The 21,773-nt window shown below is 70.0% G+C and carries 21 protein-coding genes; 7 read left to right on the top strand and 14 right to left on the bottom strand.

Annotated elements, in window-relative coordinates; all coding sequences use genetic code 11:
- Positions 1 to 34 precede the first annotated feature (34 nt).
- Positions 35 to 1,129 (bottom strand): DNA polymerase IV, encoded by a 1,095-nt coding sequence (dinB, locus tag ACE3TE_RS08855; RefSeq protein WP_374604145.1) that lies wholly within the window; start codon positions 1,127 to 1,129, stop codon positions 35 to 37.
- Entirely contained in the window at positions 1,126 to 2,010 is an 885-nt protein-coding gene (locus tag ACE3TE_RS08850; RefSeq protein ID WP_374604143.1) for a LytTR family DNA-binding domain-containing protein, read from the bottom strand. Before ACE3TE_RS08850 ends, dinB begins: the two co-directional genes overlap by 4 nt.
- A 159-nt stretch (positions 2,011 to 2,169) precedes the next feature.
- On the opposite strand from ACE3TE_RS08850, the gene ACE3TE_RS08845 reads away from it, so the two are divergent.
- Entirely contained in the window at positions 2,170 to 3,363 is a 1,194-nt protein-coding gene (locus tag ACE3TE_RS08845; protein WP_374604141.1) for an acyltransferase family protein, read from the top strand.
- Here ACE3TE_RS08845 and ACE3TE_RS08840 read toward each other — a convergent pair.
- The 3 genes from ACE3TE_RS08840 to ACE3TE_RS08830 form a co-directional block, all read right to left on the bottom strand.
- On the bottom strand, positions 3,313 to 4,320 hold the full coding sequence (locus ACE3TE_RS08840; protein WP_374604140.1) for a GlxA family transcriptional regulator: 1,008 nt from the start codon (positions 4,318 to 4,320) through the stop codon (positions 3,313 to 3,315). The genes ACE3TE_RS08845 and ACE3TE_RS08840 overlap by 51 nt on opposite strands.
- Positions 4,307 to 4,741, bottom strand: coding sequence for a hypothetical protein (locus tag ACE3TE_RS08835; protein WP_374604138.1), 435 nt, complete (start codon positions 4,739 to 4,741; stop codon positions 4,307 to 4,309). Before ACE3TE_RS08835 ends, ACE3TE_RS08840 begins: the two co-directional genes overlap by 14 nt.
- 107 nt (positions 4,742 to 4,848) lie before the next feature.
- Positions 4,849 to 5,730 carry a hypothetical protein gene (locus ACE3TE_RS08830; protein ID WP_374604136.1) on the bottom strand — a complete coding sequence of 294 codons (882 nt, stop codon included), beginning with the start codon at positions 5,728 to 5,730 and terminating at the stop codon, positions 4,849 to 4,851.
- Positions 5,731 to 5,889: 159 nt separating this feature from the next.
- Between ACE3TE_RS08830 and ACE3TE_RS08825 the strand changes: the two genes are divergently transcribed.
- Positions 5,890 to 6,405: an EF-hand domain-containing protein gene (locus ACE3TE_RS08825; RefSeq protein ID WP_374604134.1), complete on the top strand. Its 516-nt coding sequence runs from the start codon at positions 5,890 to 5,892 to the stop codon at positions 6,403 to 6,405.
- Between the two features lie 51 nt (positions 6,406 to 6,456).
- Here the strand turns inward: ACE3TE_RS08825 and ACE3TE_RS08820 are convergent, their stop codons facing one another.
- A complete protein-coding gene (locus ACE3TE_RS08820; RefSeq protein WP_374604133.1) occupies positions 6,457 to 7,068 on the bottom strand; it encodes an OmpW family protein in 612 nt (203 codons plus the stop codon).
- Between the two features lie 385 nt (positions 7,069 to 7,453).
- Between ACE3TE_RS08820 and aceF the strand changes: the two genes are divergently transcribed.
- From aceF to lpdA, 4 genes are read left to right on the top strand one after another with little or no spacing between them, the layout of a single operon-like run.
- Positions 7,454 to 8,812, top strand: a complete 1,359-nt coding sequence (gene aceF, locus ACE3TE_RS08815; RefSeq protein ID WP_374604131.1) for a dihydrolipoyllysine-residue acetyltransferase — start codon at positions 7,454 to 7,456, stop codon at positions 8,810 to 8,812.
- Positions 8,813 to 8,819: 7 nt separating this feature from the next.
- Positions 8,820 to 9,875: a mechanosensitive ion channel family protein gene (locus ACE3TE_RS08810; protein ID WP_374604129.1), complete on the top strand. Its 1,056-nt coding sequence runs from the start codon at positions 8,820 to 8,822 to the stop codon at positions 9,873 to 9,875.
- The gene (locus ACE3TE_RS08805) at positions 9,862 to 11,427 is read left to right on the top strand and encodes a GNAT family N-acetyltransferase (RefSeq protein ID WP_374604211.1); all 1,566 of its coding nucleotides are present in this window, start codon (positions 9,862 to 9,864) and stop codon (positions 11,425 to 11,427) included. The genes ACE3TE_RS08810 and ACE3TE_RS08805 overlap by 14 nt, the downstream gene beginning before the upstream one ends.
- 25 nt (positions 11,428 to 11,452) lie before the next feature.
- Positions 11,453 to 13,186 (top strand): dihydrolipoyl dehydrogenase, encoded by a 1,734-nt coding sequence (gene lpdA / locus ACE3TE_RS08800; protein ID WP_374604128.1) that lies wholly within the window; start codon positions 11,453 to 11,455, stop codon positions 13,184 to 13,186.
- 82 nt (positions 13,187 to 13,268) lie between these two features.
- On the opposite strand, the gene ACE3TE_RS08795 is transcribed toward lpdA, so the two are convergent.
- From ACE3TE_RS08795 to ACE3TE_RS08760, 8 genes are all read right to left on the bottom strand, one after another.
- On the bottom strand, positions 13,269 to 13,478 hold the full coding sequence (locus ACE3TE_RS08795) for a DUF2061 domain-containing protein (protein ID WP_374604126.1): 210 nt from the start codon (positions 13,476 to 13,478) through the stop codon (positions 13,269 to 13,271).
- Positions 13,479 to 13,647: 169 nt separating this feature from the next.
- On the bottom strand, positions 13,648 to 15,015 hold the full coding sequence (locus ACE3TE_RS08790) for a DASS family sodium-coupled anion symporter (RefSeq protein ID WP_374604124.1): 1,368 nt from the start codon (positions 15,013 to 15,015) through the stop codon (positions 13,648 to 13,650).
- A 2-nt stretch (positions 15,016 to 15,017) separates the two neighbouring features.
- Entirely contained in the window at positions 15,018 to 15,350 is a 333-nt protein-coding gene (locus ACE3TE_RS08785; RefSeq protein ID WP_374604122.1) for a Na+/H+ antiporter subunit G, read from the bottom strand.
- A complete protein-coding gene (locus ACE3TE_RS08780; RefSeq protein WP_374604120.1) occupies positions 15,347 to 15,616 on the bottom strand; it encodes a K+/H+ antiporter subunit F in 270 nt (89 codons plus the stop codon). The genes ACE3TE_RS08785 and ACE3TE_RS08780 overlap by 4 nt, the downstream gene beginning before the upstream one ends.
- Positions 15,613 to 16,098 carry a Na+/H+ antiporter subunit E gene (locus ACE3TE_RS08775; RefSeq protein WP_374604118.1) on the bottom strand — a complete coding sequence of 162 codons (486 nt, stop codon included), beginning with the start codon at positions 16,096 to 16,098 and terminating at the stop codon, positions 15,613 to 15,615. Before ACE3TE_RS08775 ends, ACE3TE_RS08780 begins: the two co-directional genes overlap by 4 nt.
- Positions 16,095 to 17,621 carry a monovalent cation/H+ antiporter subunit D gene (locus ACE3TE_RS08770; protein ID WP_374604116.1) on the bottom strand — a complete coding sequence of 509 codons (1,527 nt, stop codon included), beginning with the start codon at positions 17,619 to 17,621 and terminating at the stop codon, positions 16,095 to 16,097. Before ACE3TE_RS08770 ends, ACE3TE_RS08775 begins: the two co-directional genes overlap by 4 nt.
- Positions 17,621 to 17,977, bottom strand: coding sequence for a Na+/H+ antiporter subunit C (locus ACE3TE_RS08765; protein ID WP_374604115.1), 357 nt, complete (start codon positions 17,975 to 17,977; stop codon positions 17,621 to 17,623). Before ACE3TE_RS08765 ends, ACE3TE_RS08770 begins: the two co-directional genes overlap by 1 nt.
- On the bottom strand, positions 17,977 to 20,742 hold the full coding sequence (locus ACE3TE_RS08760) for a monovalent cation/H+ antiporter subunit A (RefSeq protein WP_374604113.1): 2,766 nt from the start codon (positions 20,740 to 20,742) through the stop codon (positions 17,977 to 17,979). The genes ACE3TE_RS08765 and ACE3TE_RS08760 overlap by 1 nt, the downstream gene beginning before the upstream one ends.
- A gap of 145 nt (positions 20,743 to 20,887) precedes the next feature.
- On the opposite strand from ACE3TE_RS08760, the gene ACE3TE_RS08755 reads away from it, so the two are divergent.
- Positions 20,888 to 21,751: a nucleoside-diphosphate sugar epimerase gene (locus ACE3TE_RS08755; protein ID WP_374604111.1), complete on the top strand. Its 864-nt coding sequence runs from the start codon at positions 20,888 to 20,890 to the stop codon at positions 21,749 to 21,751.
- Positions 21,752 to 21,773 lie beyond the last annotated feature (22 nt).

The following is a 21,773-nucleotide window of genomic DNA, read 5'->3' as shown; positions in this document are numbered from 1 at the left end:
CCGACGGGCGGCCGAGAGGCCGCCCGTCCTGTTTTCAGCGGGCTTCGTCCTCGTCCCGGTCGAACAGGCCGGGCTGCGGCGGTGACTCGTCATGGCCGCGGAAGTTGGCCAGGCCCACGCCCACCAGGCGGTAGCGCGTGCGCGGCGGCAGGTCCACGCGCTGGCGAAGTTCCAGTGCGAGCGCCGTGAACTCTTCCAGCGTGCCGGGCATCACCGCCGGGGTCAGGCTGCGGGTGAGGATGCGGAAGTCCGCCGTCTTGAGCTTGAGCACGAGGGTGCGCGGGCTGCGCTCGGTTTCGCGCCGGGACGCGGCCCAGGCCTTGGCCGCCAGGCGCACGATGGCGTCGCCGGTGGCTTCCAGCGGCAGATCGGTGTCGAAGGTGTCCTCGGCCGACACCTGGGTGGTCGGGCGTTCGCTCCGTACCGGGTTTTCATCGATGCCCAGCGACAGCTCGTGCAGTCGCCGGCCCCAGCGCCCGAACCGGGCTTCCAGACCGTCGACGCCGAAGGCGCGCAGCTCGCCGACGCTGCGGATGCCCAGGCCGGCGAGCTTGCCCTCCATCACCTTGCCCACGCCGGGGATCTTGCCGACCGGCAGTGGCGCCAGGAAGTCGGCCACCATCGCCGGCTTGACCACGTAGATGCCGTCGGGCTTGCGCCAGTCGCTGGCGATCTTGGCCAGGAACTTGTTCGGCGCGACGCCGGCCGAGGCGGTGAGCGCTGTTTCCTCGCGGATCTGCGCACGCACGGATTCGGCGACGGCGGTGGCGCTGGCCAGGCCGAGCTTGTTCTCGGTCACGTCCAGGTAGGCCTCGTCCAGCGACAGTGGCTCCACCAGGTCGGTGTGCCGCGCGAAGATCTCCCGCACCTGCCGCGACACCGCCTTGTAGCGCACGAAATCAGGCGGCACGAACACCGCCTGCGGACAAAGTTTCTCCGCCCGCAGCGCCGGCATCGCCGAGCGCACGCCGAACTTGCGCGCCTCGTAGCTGGCCGCGCAGATCACCGAACGCGCCCCGCGCCAGGCCACCACCACCGGCCGCCCGCGCAGCGAGGGATCGTCGCGCTGTTCCACCGACGCATAGAACGCGTCCATGTCCACGTGCACGATCTTGCGCGGTGCGCTCACGATGCGGTGCCGAGGCGGTCCTTCAGGGCGGCGCGGTAGCGGCGGCTGCAGGGCAGGGTGACGCCGTCGCGAAGGTGGATGCGGGCGTCGCCGGTGTCCAGGGGTTCGATGCTGGCGACCTGGTCGAGGTTGACGATGTGGCTGCGGTGCACGCGCTGGAAGCGCGCCGGGTCCAGCCGCGCCTCGATCGCCGAGATGGTCGTGCGCAGCGGGTATTCGCGGCCGCGCACGCGCAGGTTCACGTAATTGCCCGACGCCTGCAGCGCCTCGATGTCGCTGGCGGCGACCAGGAACTCCCGGCCGAGCTTGCGCACCAGGAAACGTTCCGGGCGTTCGGCCGGTGCATCCGGCGGCGCATCGTCGGGCGCATCGAGCAGCCGTGCCTCGCCCTGCAGGCGCCTGAGCAGGAACCGGTAACCCTCCATCACCAGGGCGAACTGCAGGAAGGTGCGGCCGTCCTTGAGGTATTCGTACAGAAGCTGCCGGCCCCAGTCGCCGAAGTCGTAGTCGGCCCCGGCCCAGGCGTAGACGGCCTCGCGCAGCGCGACCATGCCGGCCACGTGCAGGAAGCAGAACACCAGGCTGCCCACGAGCCACGCCGGCAGCGCCCGCGCCCAGGTGTCCAGGTGCAGGGGAAAACGCCGGGTGTACCAGGCGATGCCGGGCACCAGGGCCAGCAGGACCAGGTGGCTCGACCACTCCCAGACCGCGGGTTCCATCGGGTGGTGCGGCAGGCCGGCCCGGCGCATCTCCATGCCCACCACCATGGTTTCGCTGGCCGCGCCCAGCAGGATCAGCACGATCCAGGCGCCCCATTCGATCCAGTGGCGGTAAGGCCGATAGCGATCGTAGGCGGTCGGCGGGGGAATGGCGGCGGGCATCGGGCCATTCTAGGCAAGGGGCGGCGCGGAAGCCCGCCCCCATTCGTCCCTGGATTCCGCAATTGGTCACCGGGGCCCCGCCGGGCGTCACTTTGCGCTGGTGGCGGCCGCGGCGGCGTCCCAGTCTGGCCCCGCCATCCCCCGAATACGGAGCCGCCCGTGCAACGCCGCCATGACATCGACGCCCTGCGCGTCATCGCCTTCGCCCTGCTGATCGCCTACCACGGCGGCATGGTCTACGTGGCCGAGTGGGGCTTCCACCTCAAGTCCGGCCACACCTACGAATGGCTGCAGTGGCCGATGATCGCCATGAACCGCTGGCGCATGGATCTGATCTTCCTGCTGTCGGGGCTGGCGATCGGCCTGTTCCAGCCCGAGCGGCAGATGGGGCGCTTCGTCCTGCTGCGTACCTGGCGGCTGCTGTTGCCGCTGCTGTTCGGCATGGCCGCCATCGTGCCGGTGCAGGCCTACTGCGAGGCGGTGGCGAACGGCGTGGTCGAGCCTGGCTTCCTGGCCTTCATGGCGCGCTACCTGCAGCTGCAGCCCTGGCCCGAAGGTGGCTTCGCCGGCGCGGAGTATGGATTCACCTGGAACCACCTGTGGTACCTGGCCTACCTGTGGGTCTACACGCTGGTGCTGGTACTGCTTCTGCCACTGCTACGCAGCCGCGCCGGGCAGGCGCTGGCCGGCTGGCTGGGCGGGCTGCGCGGCGTCTGGCTGGTCCTGGTGCCGGCGTCCCTGCTGGCGCTTTACATGAACACCCTGCTGCAGCCCTTCGGCGACGCCGAACGCGACCTGGTCAGCGACTGGTACCGGCATGCCGAATATTTCACGGTGTTCCTGCTCGGCTACCTGCTCGCACGCAGCCAGGCCTTCTGGACCGAACTACTGCGCCTGCGCCGGCCGCTGCTGGTGGCCGCGGTGGTGATGGGTTCGGTGTACCTGCTGCTGGTGCGCTCGGGCATTGAATGGGGCGAACCCGCGCTGGCGGCGGTTCGCTGCCTGCGCGGCCTGTACGCATGGACCACGCTGATGGCGATCCTGGCCTGGGGCCATCACCTGCTCAACCGGCCCTTCCGCTGGCTGCCCTATGCCACCGAGGCGGTGTATCCCTGGTACGTCCTGCACCAGAGCGCCATGGTGCTTCTGGCCTACTGGCTGGTGCCGCGAGGCCTGCCGGTGTGGGTGGAAGCCGGCGCCGTGCTCGGCGGCACCGTGCTCGCCTGCGCCCTGGGCCACGAGATGATCCGCCGGGTCGGCGTGCTGCGGCCGCTGTTCGGGCTCAAGCGCCGCAAGCCGGTCTCAGTGCGGCCGCATCCGGAACCGCTCGCGGTAGTCGGCGGGCGTGAGTGAGGTGGCGCGCTTGAACAGCTTGCGGAAGCTCGACGCATCCGAATAACCGCAGCGCTCGACGATTTCGTCGAAGCTCAGCAAGGTCGTTTCCAGCAGCGCCTTGGCCCGCTCGACCCGCAGGTGCTGCAGGTGGGCGAGCGGGCTGGCGTTGTAGTGCTGGCGGAAGTGGCGCAGCAGGCTGCGTTCGCTGGTGCCGCAGTGCCTGGCCAGTTCGCTGACGCTCAGTTCGCGGTGCAGTTCGCGCTGCAGGAAGGATTCGGCCTTCTCCGACAGCGAGTGCCGCGGCCGCTCGGCCAGGGCCAGGCTGATGTAGGGCGCCTGGCTGCTTCGGTCGGGGTCGAGCAGCATCATGCGGGCGGTGTTCTGCGCCAGCGCCGGGTCGGCGACGCGTGCCAGCACCTGCAGCATGTAACCCATCACCGCGGTGCTGGCGCCGGTGGTGGCGATGTCGCCGTCCTCGACCACCATGCGCTGAACGTCCAAGCGCACCCGCGGGTAATGGCTTCGGAAGGCGCCGTCCAGCCACCAGCTGGTGGTGGCCTCGTGGCCGTCGAGCAGGCCGCCTTCGGCCAGCAGCAGGCTGCCGCAGCAATTGGCGGCCAGCGGCACGCCGCGCAGGGACAGCGCCCGCAGCAGTTCGATCTCGGGCCCGTAGGCGCGCACCCGCTCCAGCGCGTCCTGCACGCTGGCGTGCATGTAACCGGGCACCAGCAGCAGGTCGAGCGCACGGTCGGGGGACTGCACCGGGCCGATCACCAGGCCGCCGTCGAGTTCGATCGTCGCCTGGCCGCGGGCGCCGACCAGCACCGAATCGAGGCTGAGCGTCGTGGCCGGGTCGCGCAGCCGGGCCAGCTTCTGCGCGATCCTGAGCAGGTCCATCACGCCGGTGTAGCTCGAGGCGATGGCGCCCTCCATGGCCAGCAGGCCCAGGGTGAAGCGGCCCTCAGCGGCTGACATAGACCGCCCCGGAATTGTCCGAAAGCCAGTCCAGCAGGACCCGGGGCACGGCCAGCGCCGGCAGCGGCCCGGTAACGGCCTGTCCGCAGTCGAGCAGCCGGACACGGCCGGGGTGGCCCGCCGGCAGCGCGGTGGCGGACGGAGCGAGCAGGGTCGGCTGGCCCTGTCCGTCGCGGGTCAGCAGCCACAGGCCCGGCGGCGGCGTCGCGCCCGGCTCGCAGGTGTCGGCGATCCGCAGCTTCACGTCGGGGCCTTGTGCGGGCAGCAGGCGCCAGCGGCGTCCCTGTCCGTCGAGCACGGCGTCGTAGTGGGTGCCTTCGACGAATACGGCCTCGTCGGCGGCCGGCGTCGCGGTCCTGGCGGCCACGACGTGGGGGGCGAACAGGGCGGCGGTCAGGGCCAGGGTCATCAGTCGTTTCATCGCGGACTCCTTGTGTCCCGGGCGGGGGGCGCCGGGGTGTCCACAGGGTCGCGCTGGCGAGTCTCGCCCGGCAGTGGCGAAAACGCCACCCTCCGGGCGAGATCCGCCTAGTTGCCGGCCTGACAGCCGTCGGTGTAGTGCAGCCAACCGGTGACCAGGCCGCCGTCGGTTTCAGTGCGCTCGACCCGGCCGCAGGTCAGTACGGGGCGGGTCTCGCCAGGCGGGAGCCAGCGCGGCTGGTCCTCGCCGGGCAGGGTGTCGGTGGCCGGCACGGGTTTGACCGATTCGATGTCGCCCTTGCCCAGGTCCACGAGACAGTCGAAGCGGTCGCCGCCCGAATCGACCAGGCGTACCGCGGCCTTGCCGCGATTGAGCGGCCAGGCCTTGCTGACGCCCTCGGTGACCACGCCGCCGTCGAAGGCGCAGCGCAGCACCGCCTGGCCCAGCGTGGGCAGGTCACGGCTCCAGTCGGCGTCCGGCTTGCCGGCCGCGTCGAAGCGCGGGGCGTTTTCCAGGTCCAGCCCGTATTCCGCGCGGCAGCAGCCCGTGCCCTCGCGACCATCGGCGAAACGCAGCGCGGCGCTGAAGGGCATCGCCGGGCCGTCGGCCATGGTGTCGAAACACTGGGCCGGCGACAGCACTGCACCGGTGAACGCGCCGGGTTCGTCCTCCGGGGCGCCGCGGAAGGTCCAGGCGCCGGTGCCGGTGGCGGCCAGCTCGCCCACCAGCAGGGTTTCGCCTTCGGGCTCGGTGAGCAGGCCGCCCTGCACGCCCAGTTCCAGTGACCAGAAAGGCTCGTTGCCGGCACAGCGGAAGCTACGCGGGACCTGGCCCGGCGGCAGGTCTTCAGGGGGCGAGGTTTCAGGTGTCGGTGCGGCTTCGGTGGGGGCGGGGACGGCGACGCCGGCCGTTTCGCCGGCCGGCTCAGGGGCGGGCGCACACCCGGCCAGGGCCAGGGCGAACAGGGGCAGAAGCAGGGCAGCGCGCATCGCGTTCCTCCGGCTCGGAAGCCCACGATGCCGCAGGGGGCGGGTGCCGGCAAGCTGAACGATTCAGCGGACGGAACGGGCCTGGCGTCAACGCGGCGGCAAGGCCGGCGTTCCCGGTACGCAAGGGCGGAATTCCCCGCCACGAGACGGAGAACGCACATGCGCAAGACTCTGGTTTTCACTGCACTGGCCCTGGCCACCGGACTGGTGATGGCGCAGCAGCCGGGACCCACCGGTGACCGCGAGGCCGCCCGTGCCGAATGGCGCGCCAAGGCCGACGCCCGTTTCGGCGAAGCCGACAAGGACGGCGACGGCCAGCTCGACCGGATCGAAGTGCAGGGCATGAACGCCCGCCTGGCGAAGAACTTCGATCGCGTCGACGCCAATTCCGATGGCGAGATCAGCCGCGACGAGCTCAAGGCCATGCACGGGAAGATGCGCCACCACGGCCGCAAGGCGGGCCACCGGATGAGCTACATGCGGGGTCTGATCAAAGGCATGGACGACAACGGCAATGGCGCGATCAGCCGGGCCGAGCTGGGCGACAAGGTGCCGATGATGGTGGAGAACTTCGCCGCCATCGACGCCGACGGCAACAACGAGCTCAGCCGCGAGGAAATGCGCGCCTTCCACCAGGCGCGCCGCGCCGAACGGCGGGCGCAGCGGGCCGACTGACGCGGGGGTGGTCGCGGGCGGGGCGCTGGGGCGCCCCGCCCGCAGGCGGTATCAGAAGCGCAGGCCGGCGCTGATGCCGTAGACGATCGGGTCGACTTCGGCGGTGCCGACGTTGCCCAGGGACTCCACCGTCACGTCGGTGTCGAAGGACAGGCGGCGCACGTCGGCACGGATGAAGACGTTGTCGCTGACGAACCAGTCCAGGCCGGCGCCGAAGGCGATGCCGTTGGCGTTGGACCCGTCGATGCCCAGGCCCGCGAGCGCGCCCTGGGTGCGTTCACCCGACACGTTGACCCAGCCGTAGCCCAGGCCCACGAACGGGCGCACCGCGCTGTCCGGCGCGAAGTGGTAGTTCACGCTCAGCGTGGTCGGACGATGCTCGACGCTGGCCACGGTGCCCAGGCCATCGAGCGTGACTTCATGCTCGAACTTGGACAGGCCCGACCACAGCTCCACCGACCAGTTGTCGTTGAAGGCGTAGGCGGCGCTGCCGGTCAGGCTCCAGTCGTCGTTGACGCTGGCGTCGGCGCCGGCCAGCTGGCCATTGCCGGACTTGGGGTCGGTGTTCTGGTAGCCCAGGGTCAGGCTGAAGGCCTGGGCATTGGCGCCCGAGGCGGCGAGCGCGGCGGCGAGGGCGAGGCTGGACAGCACGAGACGTTGCATGGGGATCTCCTGGCGTTCTTGGGGGGCCGGCCGGCGACCGGTGCGCAGAGGCTGCGCTGGGGGTCATCAATCCCCGGTGAGGCCGGCGCCAAGACCGGGTGAAGCCAACGCCCGATGAACGGCACGGGAACTAGCGCGCGGGCAGGGGGTCCCATCTGGCACAGGTGCCGCCATGCTGGAGAGGCGAACCTGCCGGTCCCGGTTCTTTCGGACTGGTGGCAGATCCTTGGCGCAAGGGCCTTCATGGTCCCGTCCGGACGCGAACAGCACGCGCGTTCCAAGGCGTTAGCGCTGCCCACGCCCCCCAGGCATCCCCCGGGGGGTTTTTTTTGCGGCCAACCGGGGGACAATGGAAAGCCCTCCGTTTTAGAACCCCAGGTGGACCATGGCCGAGCTCAAGGAAGCGCGGGTGCCGGATATCGGCGACGACAAGGACGTGCCGGTGATCGAGGTGCTCGTGAAGCCGGGCGACACCGTCAGCAAGGACCAGGGCCTGGTCACGCTTGAATCGGACAAGGCGACGATGGAAGTGCCGGCGCCCTTCGACGGGATCGTGCGCGAGGTGAAGGTGAAGGTCGGCGACGAACTCTCCGAGGGTTCGGTGGTGGCGCTGATCGAGCCCGCGGCGGACGCCGGCGACGCGCCGGCGGCCAAGGCCGAGCCCAAGGCCGAAGCCAAGCCCGAGCCCAAGGCTGAGCCCAGGACCGAAGCAAAGGCAGAGCCTGCACCGGAAGCGAAGCCCTCGTCGGGCGCCGGTCCCGCCCAGCCGTCGACGCCGGCCATGAACGCCGGCAACCCCAACTCGCCGCCGGTCACCTTCGACGCGGAAGCCCTGATGCCGGGCAAGGTGCCGCACGCCAGTCCGGCAGTGCGCCTGTTCGCCCGCGAACTCGGCGTCGACCTGGCCCAGGTCAGCGGTAGCGCCCGCGGCGGCCGCATCAGCAAGGAAGACGTGCAGGCCTTCGTGAAGTCGGTGATGGCCGGCGGCGGCGCCCGTGCCGGCGGTGGTGGTGGCGGGCTCGACCTGATCCCGTGGCCGAAGGTCGATTTCTCGAAGTTCGGCGCCGTCGAGCGCCAGCCGCTCTCGCGCATCCAGAAGCTCAGCGGCGCCAACCTGGCCCGCAACTGGGCAATGATCCCGCACGTCACCCAGTTCGACGACGCCGACATCACCGAGATGGAGGCCTTCCGCAAGCGCCTGGGCGAAGAAAACAAGGACACCAAGGTCACCCCGCTGGTGTTCCTGATCAAGGCCGCGGTGGCGGCGCTGAAGAAGTTCCCGGCCTTCAACGCCTCCCTTGATGGCGACGAGCTGGTGCTCAAGCAGTACTTCCACATCGGCATCGCGGTGGACACGCCCGACGGCCTGGTGGTGCCGGTGATCCGCGACGCCGACCGCAAGGGACTGCTGGAACTGGCCCGCGAACTGGGCGAGATCAGCGCCAGGGCCCGCGACAAGAAGCTGTCGTCGGCGGACATGCAGGGCGGCTGTTTTTCGATCAGTTCGCTGGGCGGCATCGGCGGCACGGCGTTCACGCCGATCATCAACGCGCCGGAAGTGGCCATCCTGGGCGTCTCGCGCAGCGCGATAAAGCCGGTCTGGAACGGCAAGGAATTCGCGCCGCGGCTGATGCTGCCGCTCAGCCTCAGCTACGACCACCGCGTGATCGACGGCGCTGCCGCCGCGCGTTTCACCAGCTACCTGTCCCAGGTCCTGGGCGACCTGCGCCGCCTGCTGCTGTGACCGGCCGATGAGCACGCCGGCCGCCACCGCGACCCGCGACGCCAGCGAAACGGCAGCGGCCGCGGGCAAGGACTGGTGGCAGCAGACCCTGGTCGAACTCGGCGGCGTCAGCTTCACCCCGGCGGGCCTGGCCGGTGCGCTGGGCGTCTTCGTCGTGGCCTGGCTGGTGTCGTGGGCAGTGCGCCGCGGGCTGACGAAGTACTCGCAGCGCGAGGGCACGCGCGACCGTCGTGCCGCCATCTACACCGTCGGCCGCATCGTGCATTACCTGCTGCTGCTGGTCGCCTTCCTGGTCGCGCTGGAACTGATCGGCGTGCCGGCCAGCCGCTTCGCGGTGTTCGCCGGCGCGATCGGCGTTGGCCTGGGTTTCGGCCTGCAGGCGATCTTCAACAACTTCATCTCCGGCCTGATCCTGCTGTTCGACGGCAGCCTGAAGGTCGGTGATTTCGTCGAGCTCGAGTCCGGCGTGCACGGCGAGGTCAGCGACATCAACATCCGCGCCACCCGCATCACCACCAATGACAACATCGAGATCCTGGTGCCCAACTCCGAGTTCGTCAGCGGCCGGGTGGTGAACTGGACCCACAACGACGTCTCGCGCCGCCTGCGCATCCCCTTCGGCGTGGCCTACGGCAGCGACAAGGAAACCGTGAAGGCCGCGGCGCTGGAAGCCGCCTGCGCGGTGCCCTTCACCCTGGCCCAGGAAGGCCCGCGTCGCCCGCAGGTGTGGCTGACCGAATTCGGCGACTCGAGCCTGAACTTCGACCTGGTCGTCTGGCTGACCGCCGAGGCCACCAAGCGCCCGTCCGCGGTGAAAGCCGCGTACAACTGGGAGCTGGAAACGGCGCTGGCCAGACACGGCCTCGAGATTCCGTTCCCGCAGCGCGACCTGCACCTGCGCAGCGCCTTCGGCCTGCGCGACGGGCAGGCCTGGGAGGCGATGGGGCGCCCGGTGCGCAAGCCGGCCGAGGCGGATCCGCCGCCGCGCTCCGGTGGCAACGACGCCACCGAGGACGTGAAGCGGGAAATCAAAGAAGACAAGGATTCCACTGATGCCACGTAGCGACGACAGCCGTTCCAAACTTTTCGTGCGACTGGCCACGCGCGCGGACATTCCCGCGATCATCGCGCTTTCCGCGCGCACCTACGGCGAGCACATGGCCTATACGCCCGAAATGGTCGGCGGCCAGCTTACCCAGTTCCCCGGTGGCCAGTTCGTCGCCGAATACGACGGCGAGGTGGTGGGCTATTGCGCCACCTTCTGCATCGCCGAATCGCTGGCGCTGGCCCCGCACGGCTGGCGGGAAATCACCGGCGGCGGCTACGCCTCGCGCCACGACGCCAACGGCGACTGGCTCTACGGCATGGAGGTGTGCGTGGACCCGGCGCGCCGCGGCCTGCGCATCGGCCGGCGCCTGTACGACCGGCGCAAGCGCCTGTGCATGCAGCTCGACCTCAAGGGCATCGTCTTCGGCGGCCGCCTGCCGGGCCTGGCCAAGCGGATCAGGCAGTTCGGCACGGCCGAGGCCTACGTGGACGCCGTCGAGGAGGGCAGGGCGCGCGACCTGGCGCTTTCGTTCCAGCTGGGCAACCAGTTCGAGGTGATCGGCGTGCTGCCCGACTACCTGCCGTCCGACCATGAATCGCTGGGCTACGCCGCCCACCTGGTCTGGCGCAATCCCAGCTTTTCCGACCACCCGGAAATCCGCAAGGCCCAGCGCAGCGGCGACCTGCCGGCGGCGGTGCGCGTGGCGACCGTGCAGTACCAGCAGCGCCGCATCAAGACCTTCGAGGAGTTCGCCACCCAGATCGAATACTTCGTCGACATCGCCGCCGACTACCGCAGCGATTTCGTGGTCTTCCCGGAACTGATCACGCTGCAGCTGCTGTCGATCGAGAACAAGCCGCTGTCGCCGTCCGATTCCATCCGCACGCTGACCAAGTACACCAACCAGTACCGCGACCTGATGCACAAGCTGGCGGTGTCTTACAACATCAACATCATCGGCGGCTCGCACCCGACGCAGATGGACGACGGCGACATCCACAACATCTGCTACGTGGCGCTGCGCGATGGTTCCATCCACGAGCGCGAGAAGATCCACCCCACGCCCAACGAAGTGCACTGGTGGAAGATCGCCGGCGGCGACGGCGCCGAGGCCATCCCGACCGACTGCGGCCCGATCGGCGTGATGATCTGCTACGACTCCGAGTTCCCGGAGCTGGCGCGGCACCTGGTCGACCAGGGCGCGATGATCCTGTTCGTGCCCTATTGCACCGACGTGCGCCAGGGCCACCTGCGCGTGCGCTACTGCTGCCAGGCGCGCGCGGTCGAGAACCAGGTCTACGTGGTCACCTCCGGCAACGTCGGCAACCTGCCGGGCGTCAACAACTTCGACATCCAGTACGCGCAGAGCTGCATCATCACGCCCTGCGATTTCCCGTTCGCGCCCGAAGGCATCGCCGCCGACACCACGCCCAACGCCGAGCAGGTGGCCTTCGCCGACCTGCGCCTGGACGACCTGATGCAGGCCCGCGCCTCCGGCACCGTGCAGAACCTGCGCGACCGCCGCCACGACCTCTACCAGACCACCTGGAAAAAGCGCCGCACCTGAGGCGCCCGCAATCCCAAGGACAGACATGGCCAAGACCATTGAACTGAAAGTGCCGGACATCGGCGACGACAAGGACGTGCCGGTGATCGAGCTGCTGGTGCAGCCCGGCGACACCGTCGCGAAGGACCAGGGCCTGGTCACGCTCGAATCCGACAAGGCCACGATGGAAGTGCCGGCCAGCGATGCCGGCGTCATCAAGGAACTGAAGGTGAAGGTGGGCGACACCGTCTCCGCCGGCGACGTCCTCGCCATCGCCGAGGTCGAAGGCTCTGTGGGAGGGACTTCAGTCCCGAAGCCCTCCCCCGAAAAGGCGGAGTCGGATGCAAAGGCCTCGTCCGGCCGCGACGCCGACATCACCTGTCGCATGCTCGTCCTCGGCGCCGGCCCCGGCGGCTACACCGCCGCCTTCCGCTCCGCCGACCTGGGCATGGATACCGTGCTGGTCGAACGCTACGACGCCCTGGGCGGCGTCTGCCTCAACGTCGGCTGCATTCCGTCCAAGGCCCTGCTGCACGCCGCCGAAGTGCTCGTCGAAGCCAGGCACGCCGCCGACTTCGGCATCAGCTTCGGCGAGCCGAAGATCGACCTCGACAAGCTGCGCGGCCACAAGGAGAAGGTCGTCGGCCAGATGGTGAAGGGCCTGGCCGGCATGGCCAAACAGCGCAAGGTGCGCACGCTCACCGGCACCGGCAAGTTCGTTTCCGCCAACGAGCTGGAAGTCGAAGGCAAGGACGGCAAGCAGCTCATTCGCTTCGAGCAATGCATCATCGCCGCCGGTTCGCAGCCGGTGAAACTGCCGGCCTTTCCCTGGGACGACAAGCGCGTGATGGACTCCACCGACGCGCTGGAGCTCGCCGAGGTTCCCAAGCACCTGCTGGTGGTCGGCGGCGGCATCATCGGCCTGGAGATGGCCTGCGTGTACAGCGCCCTGGGCAGCGAAGTCACCGTCGTCGAGTTCATGGACCAGCTGATGCCCGGTGCCGACAAGGACCTGGTCAAGCCGCTGGCTGACCTGCTCAAGAAACGCGGCGTCGCCGTGCATCTTGGCTGCAAGGTCACCGAGGTCGCCGCGAAGAAGGACGGCCTGCACGCCAGCTTCGAAGGCGATTCCAGGCCCGAACGCAGCAAGTTCGACCGCGCCCTTGTGTCCGTGGGCCGCGCGCCCAACGGTGGCAAGATCGCGGCCGACCAGGCTGGCGTCGAAGTCACCGACCGCGGTTTCATTCCGGTCGATCGCCAGATGCGCACCAACGTCCCGCACATCTTCGCCATCGGCGACATCGTCGGCCAGCCGATGCTGGCCCACAAGGCCACGCACGAAGGCAAGCTGGCGGCCGAAGTGGCCTTCGGCGAGAAGAAGGAGTGGGTGGCCCGGGTGATTCCCTCGGTCGCCTACACCGACCCGGAAATCGCCTGGGCCGGCGTCACCGAAACCGAAGCCAAGGCCAAGGGCCTGAAGGTCGGCGTGGCCAAGTTCCCGTGGGCGGCCTCGGGCCGCGCCGTCGGCATCGGCCGCACGGAAGGTTTCACCAAGCTCATTTTCGACGAGGAAACCGACCGCATCATCGGCGGCGGCATCGTCGGCGTGCACGCCGGCGACCTGATCGCCGAAGTCGCCCTGGCCATCGAAATGGGCTGCGAAGCCGCCGACATCGGCCACGCCATCCACCCGCACCCGACGCTCAGCGAATCGGTGGGCATGGCCGCCGAGATCCAGGAAGGCTCGATCACCGACCTGTACATCCCGAAGAAGAAATAAAAAACGCCCCGGCGACGAATTCGCCGGGGCGCCGATCCCGACGCGGCGCTCCTGCCCCGGTGCGAGGCGGCGGGATTCGTGGCTAGATTCTCAGGGGCGCGCTGAACGCCGCCTTTGCGCGGCGGGCTTCGATGCGCTTCCAGACCTTTTCATGGAAGTGGTACGCCACCGTATTGCAGGCCGGTTCAACCAGCGCCAGCGCGCCGCCGACCACCACGCTGCCGGTGAGCGCATAACCGACGCCGAAGGCGACGGTGAAATGAACGGCGGCGAATGACAGGGTCTTGGCCATGGCGGGCTCCTTGGGGACGCCATGAATACTGGGGGCAGGGCGCCCGGCAATCCATTCGATTATTCCCATGCCGGCGATAGGCGCTGACTATGATCTTGTGGGAGGGACTGAAGTCCCTCCCACAAGAGCAAAAGATTCGGCCCTGAAGGGCCTCCTGCAGGGACGGACTTCAGGAGAAGGCGAACCAGCAGACGGTGCAGATGACTGCGGCGGCCAGCACGTTCAGCATCGCGCCCTCGCGGAACATGCGGTGTGCGCTGACCAGGCCGCTGCCGTAGGCGATCGCGTTCGGCGCGGTCGCCACCGGCAGCATGAACGCGCCGCTGGCGGCCAGTACCGCCGGGAACATCAGCAGCGCCGGGTCCACGCCGATGGCCACGCCGGTCGCGGCCAGGATCGGCATCATCAGCACCGCCGTCGCCGTGTTGCTGGCGATCTCGGACATCAGCAGCACCGCCACCACGATCGCCACCAGCAGCAGCGGCAGCGGCAGGTTGCCCAGCCCGGCCAGGTGGCCCGCCAGCGCCCCGCTCAGGCCCGAAGACTGGAACGCCGTCGCCAGCGCGATGCCGCCGCCGAACAGCACCAGCGCGCCCCAGGGAATCGACTCCGCCGTTTCCCAGTCCAGCAGCCGGCTGCCCTTGCCGTCGGGGATCACGCACATCAGCACCACCGCCAGCAGCGCCACCGCCGCGTCGTTCGCGCCCGGCATCAGCAGCCAGCTGCTCCAGCCGCCGAACGGTTCGGTGCGCGTCACCCAGGCCAGTGCGGTCAGCGCGAACACGAACACCACGCGTTTTTCGCCCGGCGTCCAGAAGCCCGCGGCCGGCAGCGTCGCCGCCGGCGTATCGCCCAGGCCGCGTCCCAGCCACCAGCCCACCAGCGGCAACAGCAGCAGCACCACCGGGATGCCGATGCTCATCCAGTCCAGGAAGCCGTAGCGCGTGCCGGTGGTTTCCGCATACACCTGCATGAACACCAGGTTCGGCGGCGAGCCGATCGGCGTGCCCAGGCCGCCGATGCTGGCCGAATAGGCGATCGCCAGGATCAGCGGCGCCTGCAGGCGCTTGTCCGGGTACACCTGCAGGATCGCCAGCGCCACCGGCAGCATCACCAGCGTCGTCGCGGTGTTGGAGATCCACATGCTCAGCGCGCCGCAGGCCGCGATGAAGCCGAACAGCAGGCTGCGCCCGCTGCTGCCGCCGAAGGCGCGCACCATGCCCAGCGCCAGCCGGCGGTGGGCGCCGCAGCGTTCCAGCGCGCGCGACAGCATGAAGCCGCCGCCGAGCAGCAGGATCAGTTCGTGGCCATAACTCTGCGCGACCTGCTTCGCGTCGAGCACGCCCAGCACCGGGAACAGCGCCAGCGGCAGCAGCGCGGTGACCGGAGCGCGCACGGGTTCGAGCACCCACCACAGCGCGCACCAGCCGGTCATGCCCAGCGTGGCCGCCAGCGCGTGCCCGCTGCCCTGCGAAACCGCAAGGAAATAAAGTGAAACCGCGAGCAGCGGGCCGGCCGGCAGGGCAAGCCCGCGCATCCTCAGGCGTCCCCGTCCTGGCCCGGCGGTGGTCCGGGCCGCAGCGAGGCGTCGCTGGCCAGCGCCGCGCGCGCCACCAGATAGGCGCTGACCGGCGCGGTCATGAACAGGAACAGGGTGATCAGCAGCTCGCGCAGGCTGGGCACGCCCTGCATCGCCTGCCACAGCATCGCCGCCAGCAGCACGCCGCCCACGCCCAGGGTGCTGGCCTTGGTCGGGCCGTGCAGGCGCTTGAAGATGTCGCCGAGCTTGGCCAGGCCCCAGCTGGCCACGAGGGCGAAGCCGGCGCCGGCCAGCAGCAGGGCGCAGACGAGGATTTCCAGGGCCTGGTTCATTCGACGATGTCCCCGCGGATGACGTACTTCGACAGCACGATGGTGGTGACGAAGCCCAGCATGGCGATGATCACCGCCGCCTCGAAGTAGATCGTGCTGGCGTCGCGAAGGCCCGCCAGGACCAGCAGGGCGATGGTGTTCACCGACAGCGTGTCCAGCGCCAGGATGCGGTCGGGGATGCCCGGGCCGCGCAGCAGCCGGTAGAGGTTGAGCACCATCGCCAGCGCGAAGGCGCCCATGGCGATGTCGATGCAGGCCTGGATCATGGGAAGACCTCCCGCAGCGGGGTTTCGTAGCGCGTCTTGATCTGGGCGATCGCGGCGCCGGCGTCCTCGAGGTGCAGGAAGTGCACCAGCAGGTGGCGCTGGTCGGGCGACAGCTCGGACGACACCGTGCCCGGGGTCATCGTGATGATGCCGGCCAGCGCCGAGATGCCGTGCGGGTTGGTGATGTCGAGCGGAATCCAGACGAAGCCCGGGCGCATTTTCGATTCCCGGCCCAGGATGCGTCGCGCGACCTCGATGTTCGACAGCACGATGTCCCACAGCACCACCATCACCAGACGTATCGCGACGCCCGGGCGGCGCATGTGCGCGGTGTCCTCGCGCAGGCGCTGGGCCACCAGCGGCAGCAGAACCGCCAGCACGGCGGCCAGCAGCACGTGGGCAAGATCCGTCGTGGCCACCAGCAGCAGCCAGACCACGAACACCGCCAGGCTCAGCAGCGGCGCGGGCAGCCAGCGCTTCATGGTTCCACCCCCGGCTTCGGAAGCGCGCCGCGCACGGCGTCGATGTAGGCAGCCGGGGCCACCAGCTGGGCGCCCGCGTCCTGCGCGTAGCGCAGCACCGGGCCACCGAACAGGCTTAGCAGCACGCCCATCACCAGCAGCACCACGGTGGCGCCGACTTCCGGGATCCGCAGCCGCGGCACGGCACCGGGCGGGGCGGGTTCGCCGCCCTCACGCCAGAACAGCTGGCTGCCGGCACTGGCCAGGGCCACCAGCACCACCAGGCTGGTGCCCAGCACCACCGGCCAGAGCCAGCTGGCCTGGGCGTCGGGCACCGCCGCGAGCAGGCTGAACTTGCCGACGAAACCCGACAGCGGCGGCAGCCCCGCCACCGAAACGGCGGCGACGAAGAACATCAGCCCGAGCAGGCCGCGGTGCTTGACGTGGTCGAGCTTGCGCAGGCTGTCGCCGGCATTGTCGCGCTGGCGGCGGATCAGGTCGGCCAGCAGGAACATCGCGCCACCGACCAGGGTGCTGTGCAGCAGGTAATACAGGCCCGCGCCCAGGGCCTCGGCACTGGCCAGGCCGAGCGCGATGAACAGCGTCGCCGCCGAGGCCAGCACCAGGTAGGCCGCCAGCAGGCGGATCGACGGCGCCGCCAATGCGCCCAGCGTTGCCAGCACCAGGGTCGCCGCGCCCAGCGGCAGCAGCCAGGGCCAGGCCAGGTTGGCCAGTTCGCCGGCATCGGCGCCGAAGACCAGGGTGAACACGCGCAGCACCGCATACACGCCCAGCTTGGTCATCACCGCGAACAGCGCGGCGACCGCCGCCGGGCTGCGGGCATAGGTTTCCGGCAGCCAGAAGTACAGCGGCAGCAGCGCCGCCTTGGCGCAGAACACCACCAGCAGCAGGCCCGCGGCTGCCTTCAGCGGCGCCGCCTCGGCCGCCGGCATCGCCGCCACGCGCACGGCGACTTCCGCCATGTTCAGCGCGCCGGTAAGGCCGTAGATGTAGCCCACCGCGAACAGGTACAGCGTCGACGCGGTGATGTTGAAGGCCACGTACTGCAGGCCGCTGCGCACCCGCGCGCCGCGGGCGCCGCTGAGCAGCAGGCCGTAGGAGGCGATCAGCAGCACCTCGAAGAACACGAACAGGTTGAACAGGTCGGCGGTGAGGAAGGCGCCGTTGAGGCCCATCAGCTGGAACTGGAACAGGACGTGGAAGTGCAGCGCGCGCCGGTCCCAGCCGCCGGTCGCGAACCACAGGCAGGGCAGTGCCAGCAGGCTGGTGGCCAGCAGCATGATCGCCGAGAGGCGGTCGGCGGCCAGCGTGATGCCCAGTTCCGCGGCCCAGTTGCCGACCAGGTACACGCGCGTGCCGCCGTCGTCGGCCTGCACCGCCAGCGTCGCCGCGATGGCCACCAGGCCGGCGCAGGAGAGCAGGCCGACGAAACGGTGCACGGCGATGCGCCGCGTCGGCACCAGCAGCAGCACGATCGCGGCCAGCAGCGGCAGCAGGATCGGCAGGATGGTCAGGTGCGCCATCACGGGCTGTCCTCCCGGCGCGGTTCACTGCCGTCGACGTGGTCGCTGCGGCTGTCGGAGCGGCTGCGTACGGCGGTGACCAGCAGCACGGCAGTCATCGCGAACGCGATCACGATGGCCGTCAGCACCAGCGCCTGCGGCAGCGGGTCGGTGTGGTTGGCCAGGGTCGGGTCGATCGCCTTGTCCAGGATCGGCGGCTTGGCCACCGCCAGCCGGCCCATGCTGAAGATCAGCAGGTTCACCGCGTACGAAAGCAGGGTCAGGCCCAGGATGACGTCGAAGCTGCGCGCACGCAGCAGCAGGTAGACGCCGCCCGCGACCAGGGTGCCGATGAAGATCGAAAGCGCCAGTTCCATCAGCGCGCCCCCCCGTGCAGCGGCGGCCGCACCGCGGCCATCATGCCCAGCATCAGCAGGGTGCCGGCGGCCACGACCAGGTAGACACCGATGTCGAAGGCCATGGCGCTGGCCAGGGGGATGTCGCCCAGCAGCGGCACGCTGACGTAGCGGGTGTGGCTGGTCATGTAGGCGTAACCCAGCGCCCAGCTGCCGACGCCGGTGAGCAGCGCGAACAGCAGGCCCAGGCCGATCACGCGCGGGTAATCGAAGCCCAGCCGCTGCTCCATGTATTCATTGCCCGACAGCACGTACTGCAGCAGCACCGGCACCGCCAGCACCAGGCCGGCGATGAAACCGCCGCCGGGCAGGTTGTGGCCGCGCAGGAACAGGTACACCGACACCGCCAGCGCCAGCGGCAGCAGCAGGCGCGCCACGGTGTTGGGGATGAGCAGCGGATCGGGCGAACCTTCGGCGCGGCGCTCGGGCAGCATGCGTGCCCGGCGCAGCATGGCGTGCACCACCAGGCCGGCGATGCCGAACACCGCGATCTCGCCGAGGGTGTCGAAGCCGCGGAAGTCGACCAGGATCACGTTGACCACGTTGCTGCCGCCGCCTTCGGGCAGGGACAGGGCCAGGATCTGCGAAGCCACCGTGTCCAGCGGCCGGGTGATGATGGCGTAGGCCAGCGCGGCCACGCCGCCGCCGGCCACCAGCGCGATGGCGGCATCGCGCCAGCGGCGCAGGCGCGAGGGTTCGGGCGCGGATTCGGCCGGCAGGTAGTTCAGCGAAAGCAGCATCAGCGCGATCGTCACCATTTCCACCAGCAGCTGGGTCAGGGCCAGGTCCGGCGCGGACAGCAGCACGAAGGCCAGGCTCACCGCCAGGCCGACCGCCCCCATCACGACCAGCGCCAGCAGGCGGCGGCGGTGCAGCACCACGGTGGCGACCGTCGCCACCATGCCCAGGCCCCAGACAAGCCAGGCCAGCGGCGGCATCGGCTGCGAGCGGCCGCTCAGAACCAGATCGGAAGACAGGAAGGGCACGATGCCCAGCGCCAGCGCCGACAGCACCATCAGCAGCAGGTAGCGCTGCAGGCTGCCGTTTTCCAGGCGCGCGGTGAGCTTGCCGGCCAGCCGCACCGCCTCGGCCACCTTCCATTCGTACAGGCGCCGGCCGCGCGAGTCGTAGCTGACGCCGTAGAGGTCGATCAGCCGGCGGATGCCGAAATAAAGCGCGATGCCCGCGGCCAGTCCGAACAGGCTCATCATCAGCGGCGTATTGAAGCCGTGCCAGATCGCCAGGCTGTAATAGGGCACGTTGTCGCCAAGCACGCCCTGGGCCGCCGTCTGCAGCACCGGCGCGATGGTCAGCGCCGGCGCGATGCCCACCGCCAGGCACAGGATCACCAGGATCTCGACCGGGATGCGCATGAAGCGCGGCGGCTCGTGCGGCGTGCGCTCGATGCGCAGCGGTCCGGGCCCGAAGAAGGTGTCGTGCACGAAGCGCAGGCTGTAGGCCACGCCGAAGGCACCGGCCAGCACCGCGGCGCCGGCGATGCCCCAGCGCATGAACATGTGGCCGCGGATCTCCAGCGCTTCGGTGAAGAACATTTCCTTGGACAGGAAGCCGTTGAGCAGCGGCACGCCCGCCATCGCCAGCGAGGCGATGATCGCCAGGATCGCGGTATAGGGAAGGATGCGCAGCAGCCCGCCCAGCCGGCGCATGTCGCGGGTGCCGGTTTCGTGGTCGATGATGCCGGCCGCCATGAACAGCGAGGCCTTGAAGGTGGCGTGGTTGAGGATGTGGAACAGGCCGGCCACCACCGCCATCGGCGTCGACAGCCCGAACAGCAGCGTGATCAGGCCCAGGTGCGAGATGGTCGAGTAGGCCAGCAGCCCCTTGAGGTCGTGCTGGAAGATCGCGTGCCAGCTGCCCACCAGCAGGGTGATCGCACCGATGCCGCTGACCAGGTAGAAGAACAGGTCGCTGCCCGCCAGCGCCGGATGCAGCCGCGCCAGCAGGAACACGCCGGCCTTCACCATCGTCGCCGAATGCAGGTAGGCCGACACCGGCGTCGGCGCCGCCATCGCATGCGGCAGCCAGAACTGGAACGGGAACTGCGCGCTCTTGGTGAATACCGCCAGCAGCACCAGCACCAGGGCATACGGGTACAGCGGGCTGGCCAGGATCTGCGGCCCGGACGCCAGCACCACGTCGAGTTCGTAGCTGCCGGTGATGCGGCCCAGCAGGATCACGCCGCCCAGCAGCGCCAGGCCGCCGGCGCCGGTGATCGCCAGTGCCATGCGGGCGCCGTCGCGGGCGTCCTGGCGGTGGTTCCAGAAGCCAATCAGCAGGAAGGAGCTGATCGAGGTCAGTTCCCAGAACACCGCCAGCAGGATCAGGTTGCCGGCGACCACCATGCCCAGCATCGCGCCCATGAACAGCAGCAGGAAGGCCAGGAAGCGCGGCATGCTGTCTTTCTCGGCGAGGTAGTAGCGCGCGTACAGCACGATCAGCGCGCCGATGCCGAGCACCAGGCCGGCGAACATCCAGGCCAGGCCGTCGAGCCGCAGCGAGAGATCCAGGCCCATGGCCGGGATCCAGGGCACCAGGCTGCGCACGCCTTCGCCGGACATCACGTCCGGGGTCATCAGGACCAGCAGCACCAGGCCGGCCACGGGCGCCAGCCCGGCCATCCAGGCGGCCGCGCGGCGCTGGTGGTCGGGCAGCAGGCCCACCACCAGGGCGAGCACGAAGGGGATGGCCAGCAGTGTTCCGAGCATCGCGTTCCTTGCCTGGCCGCGGTCTGGTGGCCAGGGGCCGGGGCGGCGGTTTCGGGGGTCGTCGCACGACGAAGTTGGCCGTCGAGTCTATCGCATCGTTTTGCTAAGGCGCTGTGCACGCGGACCCCGCGGGTATGCTTGGCGCATGGGGAACGACGGGGGAGATGCGCGGGGCTGGGGCGTGTTCGGCCTGACCGGACTGGTCGGCCAGTCCCTGCGCGTGCAGCTGCGGCCGGACGATCCGCTGGCCTGGGCGGTCACCCGGCAGCCGCCGGCGGACGCAAGCGCGCTGCCCTGGATCACCGGCAGCCTGCCGGCACTCGCCGACCCGCCGCCGGTGCAGGCGATCGCCAGCCTGGGGCCGCTGGATGCCTTCACCGACTGGTTCGATGGTTCGTCCCTGGCGCCGCAGCGGCTGGTGGTGCTGGGTTCGACCAGCCGGCACGGCAAGGCGGACTCGCCGGACCCGGAGGAACGCGCGCTCGCGCGGCGGCTGGCCGACTGCGAGGCGCGGCTGTCGGCCTGCTGCGCCAGCCGCGGCAGCGCGCTCACCCTGCTGCGACCCACGCTGATCTGGGGCCACGGCCGCGACCAGAACCTCTCGCGCTGGGTGGCGCTGGCCCGGCGCCGGCGCTGGCTGCCGCTGCCCGCGACCGCCCGCGGGCTGCGCCAGCCCATCCACGCCGACGAGGTTGCGGCGGCGGTGCTGGCGGCGCTGCGGGCCCGCGTCCCGGTGTCCGGGGCGTTCGACCTGCCGGGAGCCGAGACCCTGCCCTACGACGACATGGTCCTGCGCTCCCTGCAGGCCGGGGCGCCTGCGTCGCGCCTGCTGCGGCTGCCGGCGCCTGTGTTCCGGGCCTTGCTGCGCCTGGCCGGGCGGCGCGGCCCCGGGCCGGGGCTGGTGTCGCGGCTGGGCCGGGACCTCACCTACGACGGCGCCCCGGTCCGGGCCGCGCTGGGCCTGGCGCAAAAGCCCTTTCGCCCGCGGCCGGAGGACTTCCCGGCCTGACCATACGCAGCAGCATTGCCAT

Origin of the sequence: Arenimonas sp. (genome assembly GCF_041919775.1) — a bacterium.
Classification (GTDB): domain Bacteria; phylum Pseudomonadota; class Gammaproteobacteria; order Xanthomonadales; family Xanthomonadaceae; genus Arenimonas.
Note: the sequence above shows the minus strand (reverse complement) of the source record. Positions and strands in the feature narration are given on the sequence as shown.

Bases quoted from the DNA above. Each gene is read 5' to 3' on its own strand.
- ACE3TE_RS08850 (WP_374604143.1), bottom strand. From the start codon at position 2,010: ATGCCCGCCGCCATTCCCCCGCCGACCGCCTACGATCGCTATCGGCCT.
- ACE3TE_RS08840 (WP_374604140.1), bottom strand. From the start codon at position 4,320: ATGTCAGCCGCTGAGGGCCGCTTCACCCTGGGCCTGCTGGCCATGGAG.
- ACE3TE_RS08835 (WP_374604138.1), bottom strand. From the start codon at position 4,741: ATGAAACGACTGATGACCCTGGCCCTGACCGCCGCCCTGTTCGCCCCC.
- ACE3TE_RS08830 (WP_374604136.1), bottom strand. From the start codon at position 5,730: ATGCGCGCTGCCCTGCTTCTGCCCCTGTTCGCCCTGGCCCTGGCCGGG.
- ACE3TE_RS08825 (WP_374604134.1), top strand. From the start codon at position 5,890: ATGCGCAAGACTCTGGTTTTCACTGCACTGGCCCTGGCCACCGGACTG.
- ACE3TE_RS08820 (WP_374604133.1), bottom strand. From the start codon at position 7,068: ATGCAACGTCTCGTGCTGTCCAGCCTCGCCCTCGCCGCCGCGCTCGCC.
- aceF (WP_374604131.1), top strand. From the start codon at position 7,454: ATGGCCGAGCTCAAGGAAGCGCGGGTGCCGGATATCGGCGACGACAAG.
- ACE3TE_RS08810 (WP_374604129.1), top strand. From the start codon at position 8,820: ATGAGCACGCCGGCCGCCACCGCGACCCGCGACGCCAGCGAAACGGCA.
- lpdA (WP_374604128.1), top strand. From the start codon at position 11,453: ATGGCCAAGACCATTGAACTGAAAGTGCCGGACATCGGCGACGACAAG.
- ACE3TE_RS08795 (WP_374604126.1), bottom strand. From the start codon at position 13,478: ATGGCCAAGACCCTGTCATTCGCCGCCGTTCATTTCACCGTCGCCTTC.
- ACE3TE_RS08790 (WP_374604124.1), bottom strand. From the start codon at position 15,015: ATGCGCGGGCTTGCCCTGCCGGCCGGCCCGCTGCTCGCGGTTTCACTT.
- ACE3TE_RS08785 (WP_374604122.1), bottom strand. From the start codon at position 15,350: ATGAACCAGGCCCTGGAAATCCTCGTCTGCGCCCTGCTGCTGGCCGGC.
- ACE3TE_RS08780 (WP_374604120.1), bottom strand. From the start codon at position 15,616: ATGATCCAGGCCTGCATCGACATCGCCATGGGCGCCTTCGCGCTGGCG.
- ACE3TE_RS08775 (WP_374604118.1), bottom strand. From the start codon at position 16,098: ATGAAGCGCTGGCTGCCCGCGCCGCTGCTGAGCCTGGCGGTGTTCGTG.
- ACE3TE_RS08770 (WP_374604116.1), bottom strand. From the start codon at position 17,621: ATGGCGCACCTGACCATCCTGCCGATCCTGCTGCCGCTGCTGGCCGCG.
- ACE3TE_RS08765 (WP_374604115.1), bottom strand. From the start codon at position 17,977: ATGGAACTGGCGCTTTCGATCTTCATCGGCACCCTGGTCGCGGGCGGC.
- ACE3TE_RS08760 (WP_374604113.1), bottom strand. From the start codon at position 20,742: ATGCTCGGAACACTGCTGGCCATCCCCTTCGTGCTCGCCCTGGTGGTG.
- ACE3TE_RS08755 (WP_374604111.1), top strand. From the start codon at position 20,888: ATGGGGAACGACGGGGGAGATGCGCGGGGCTGGGGCGTGTTCGGCCTG.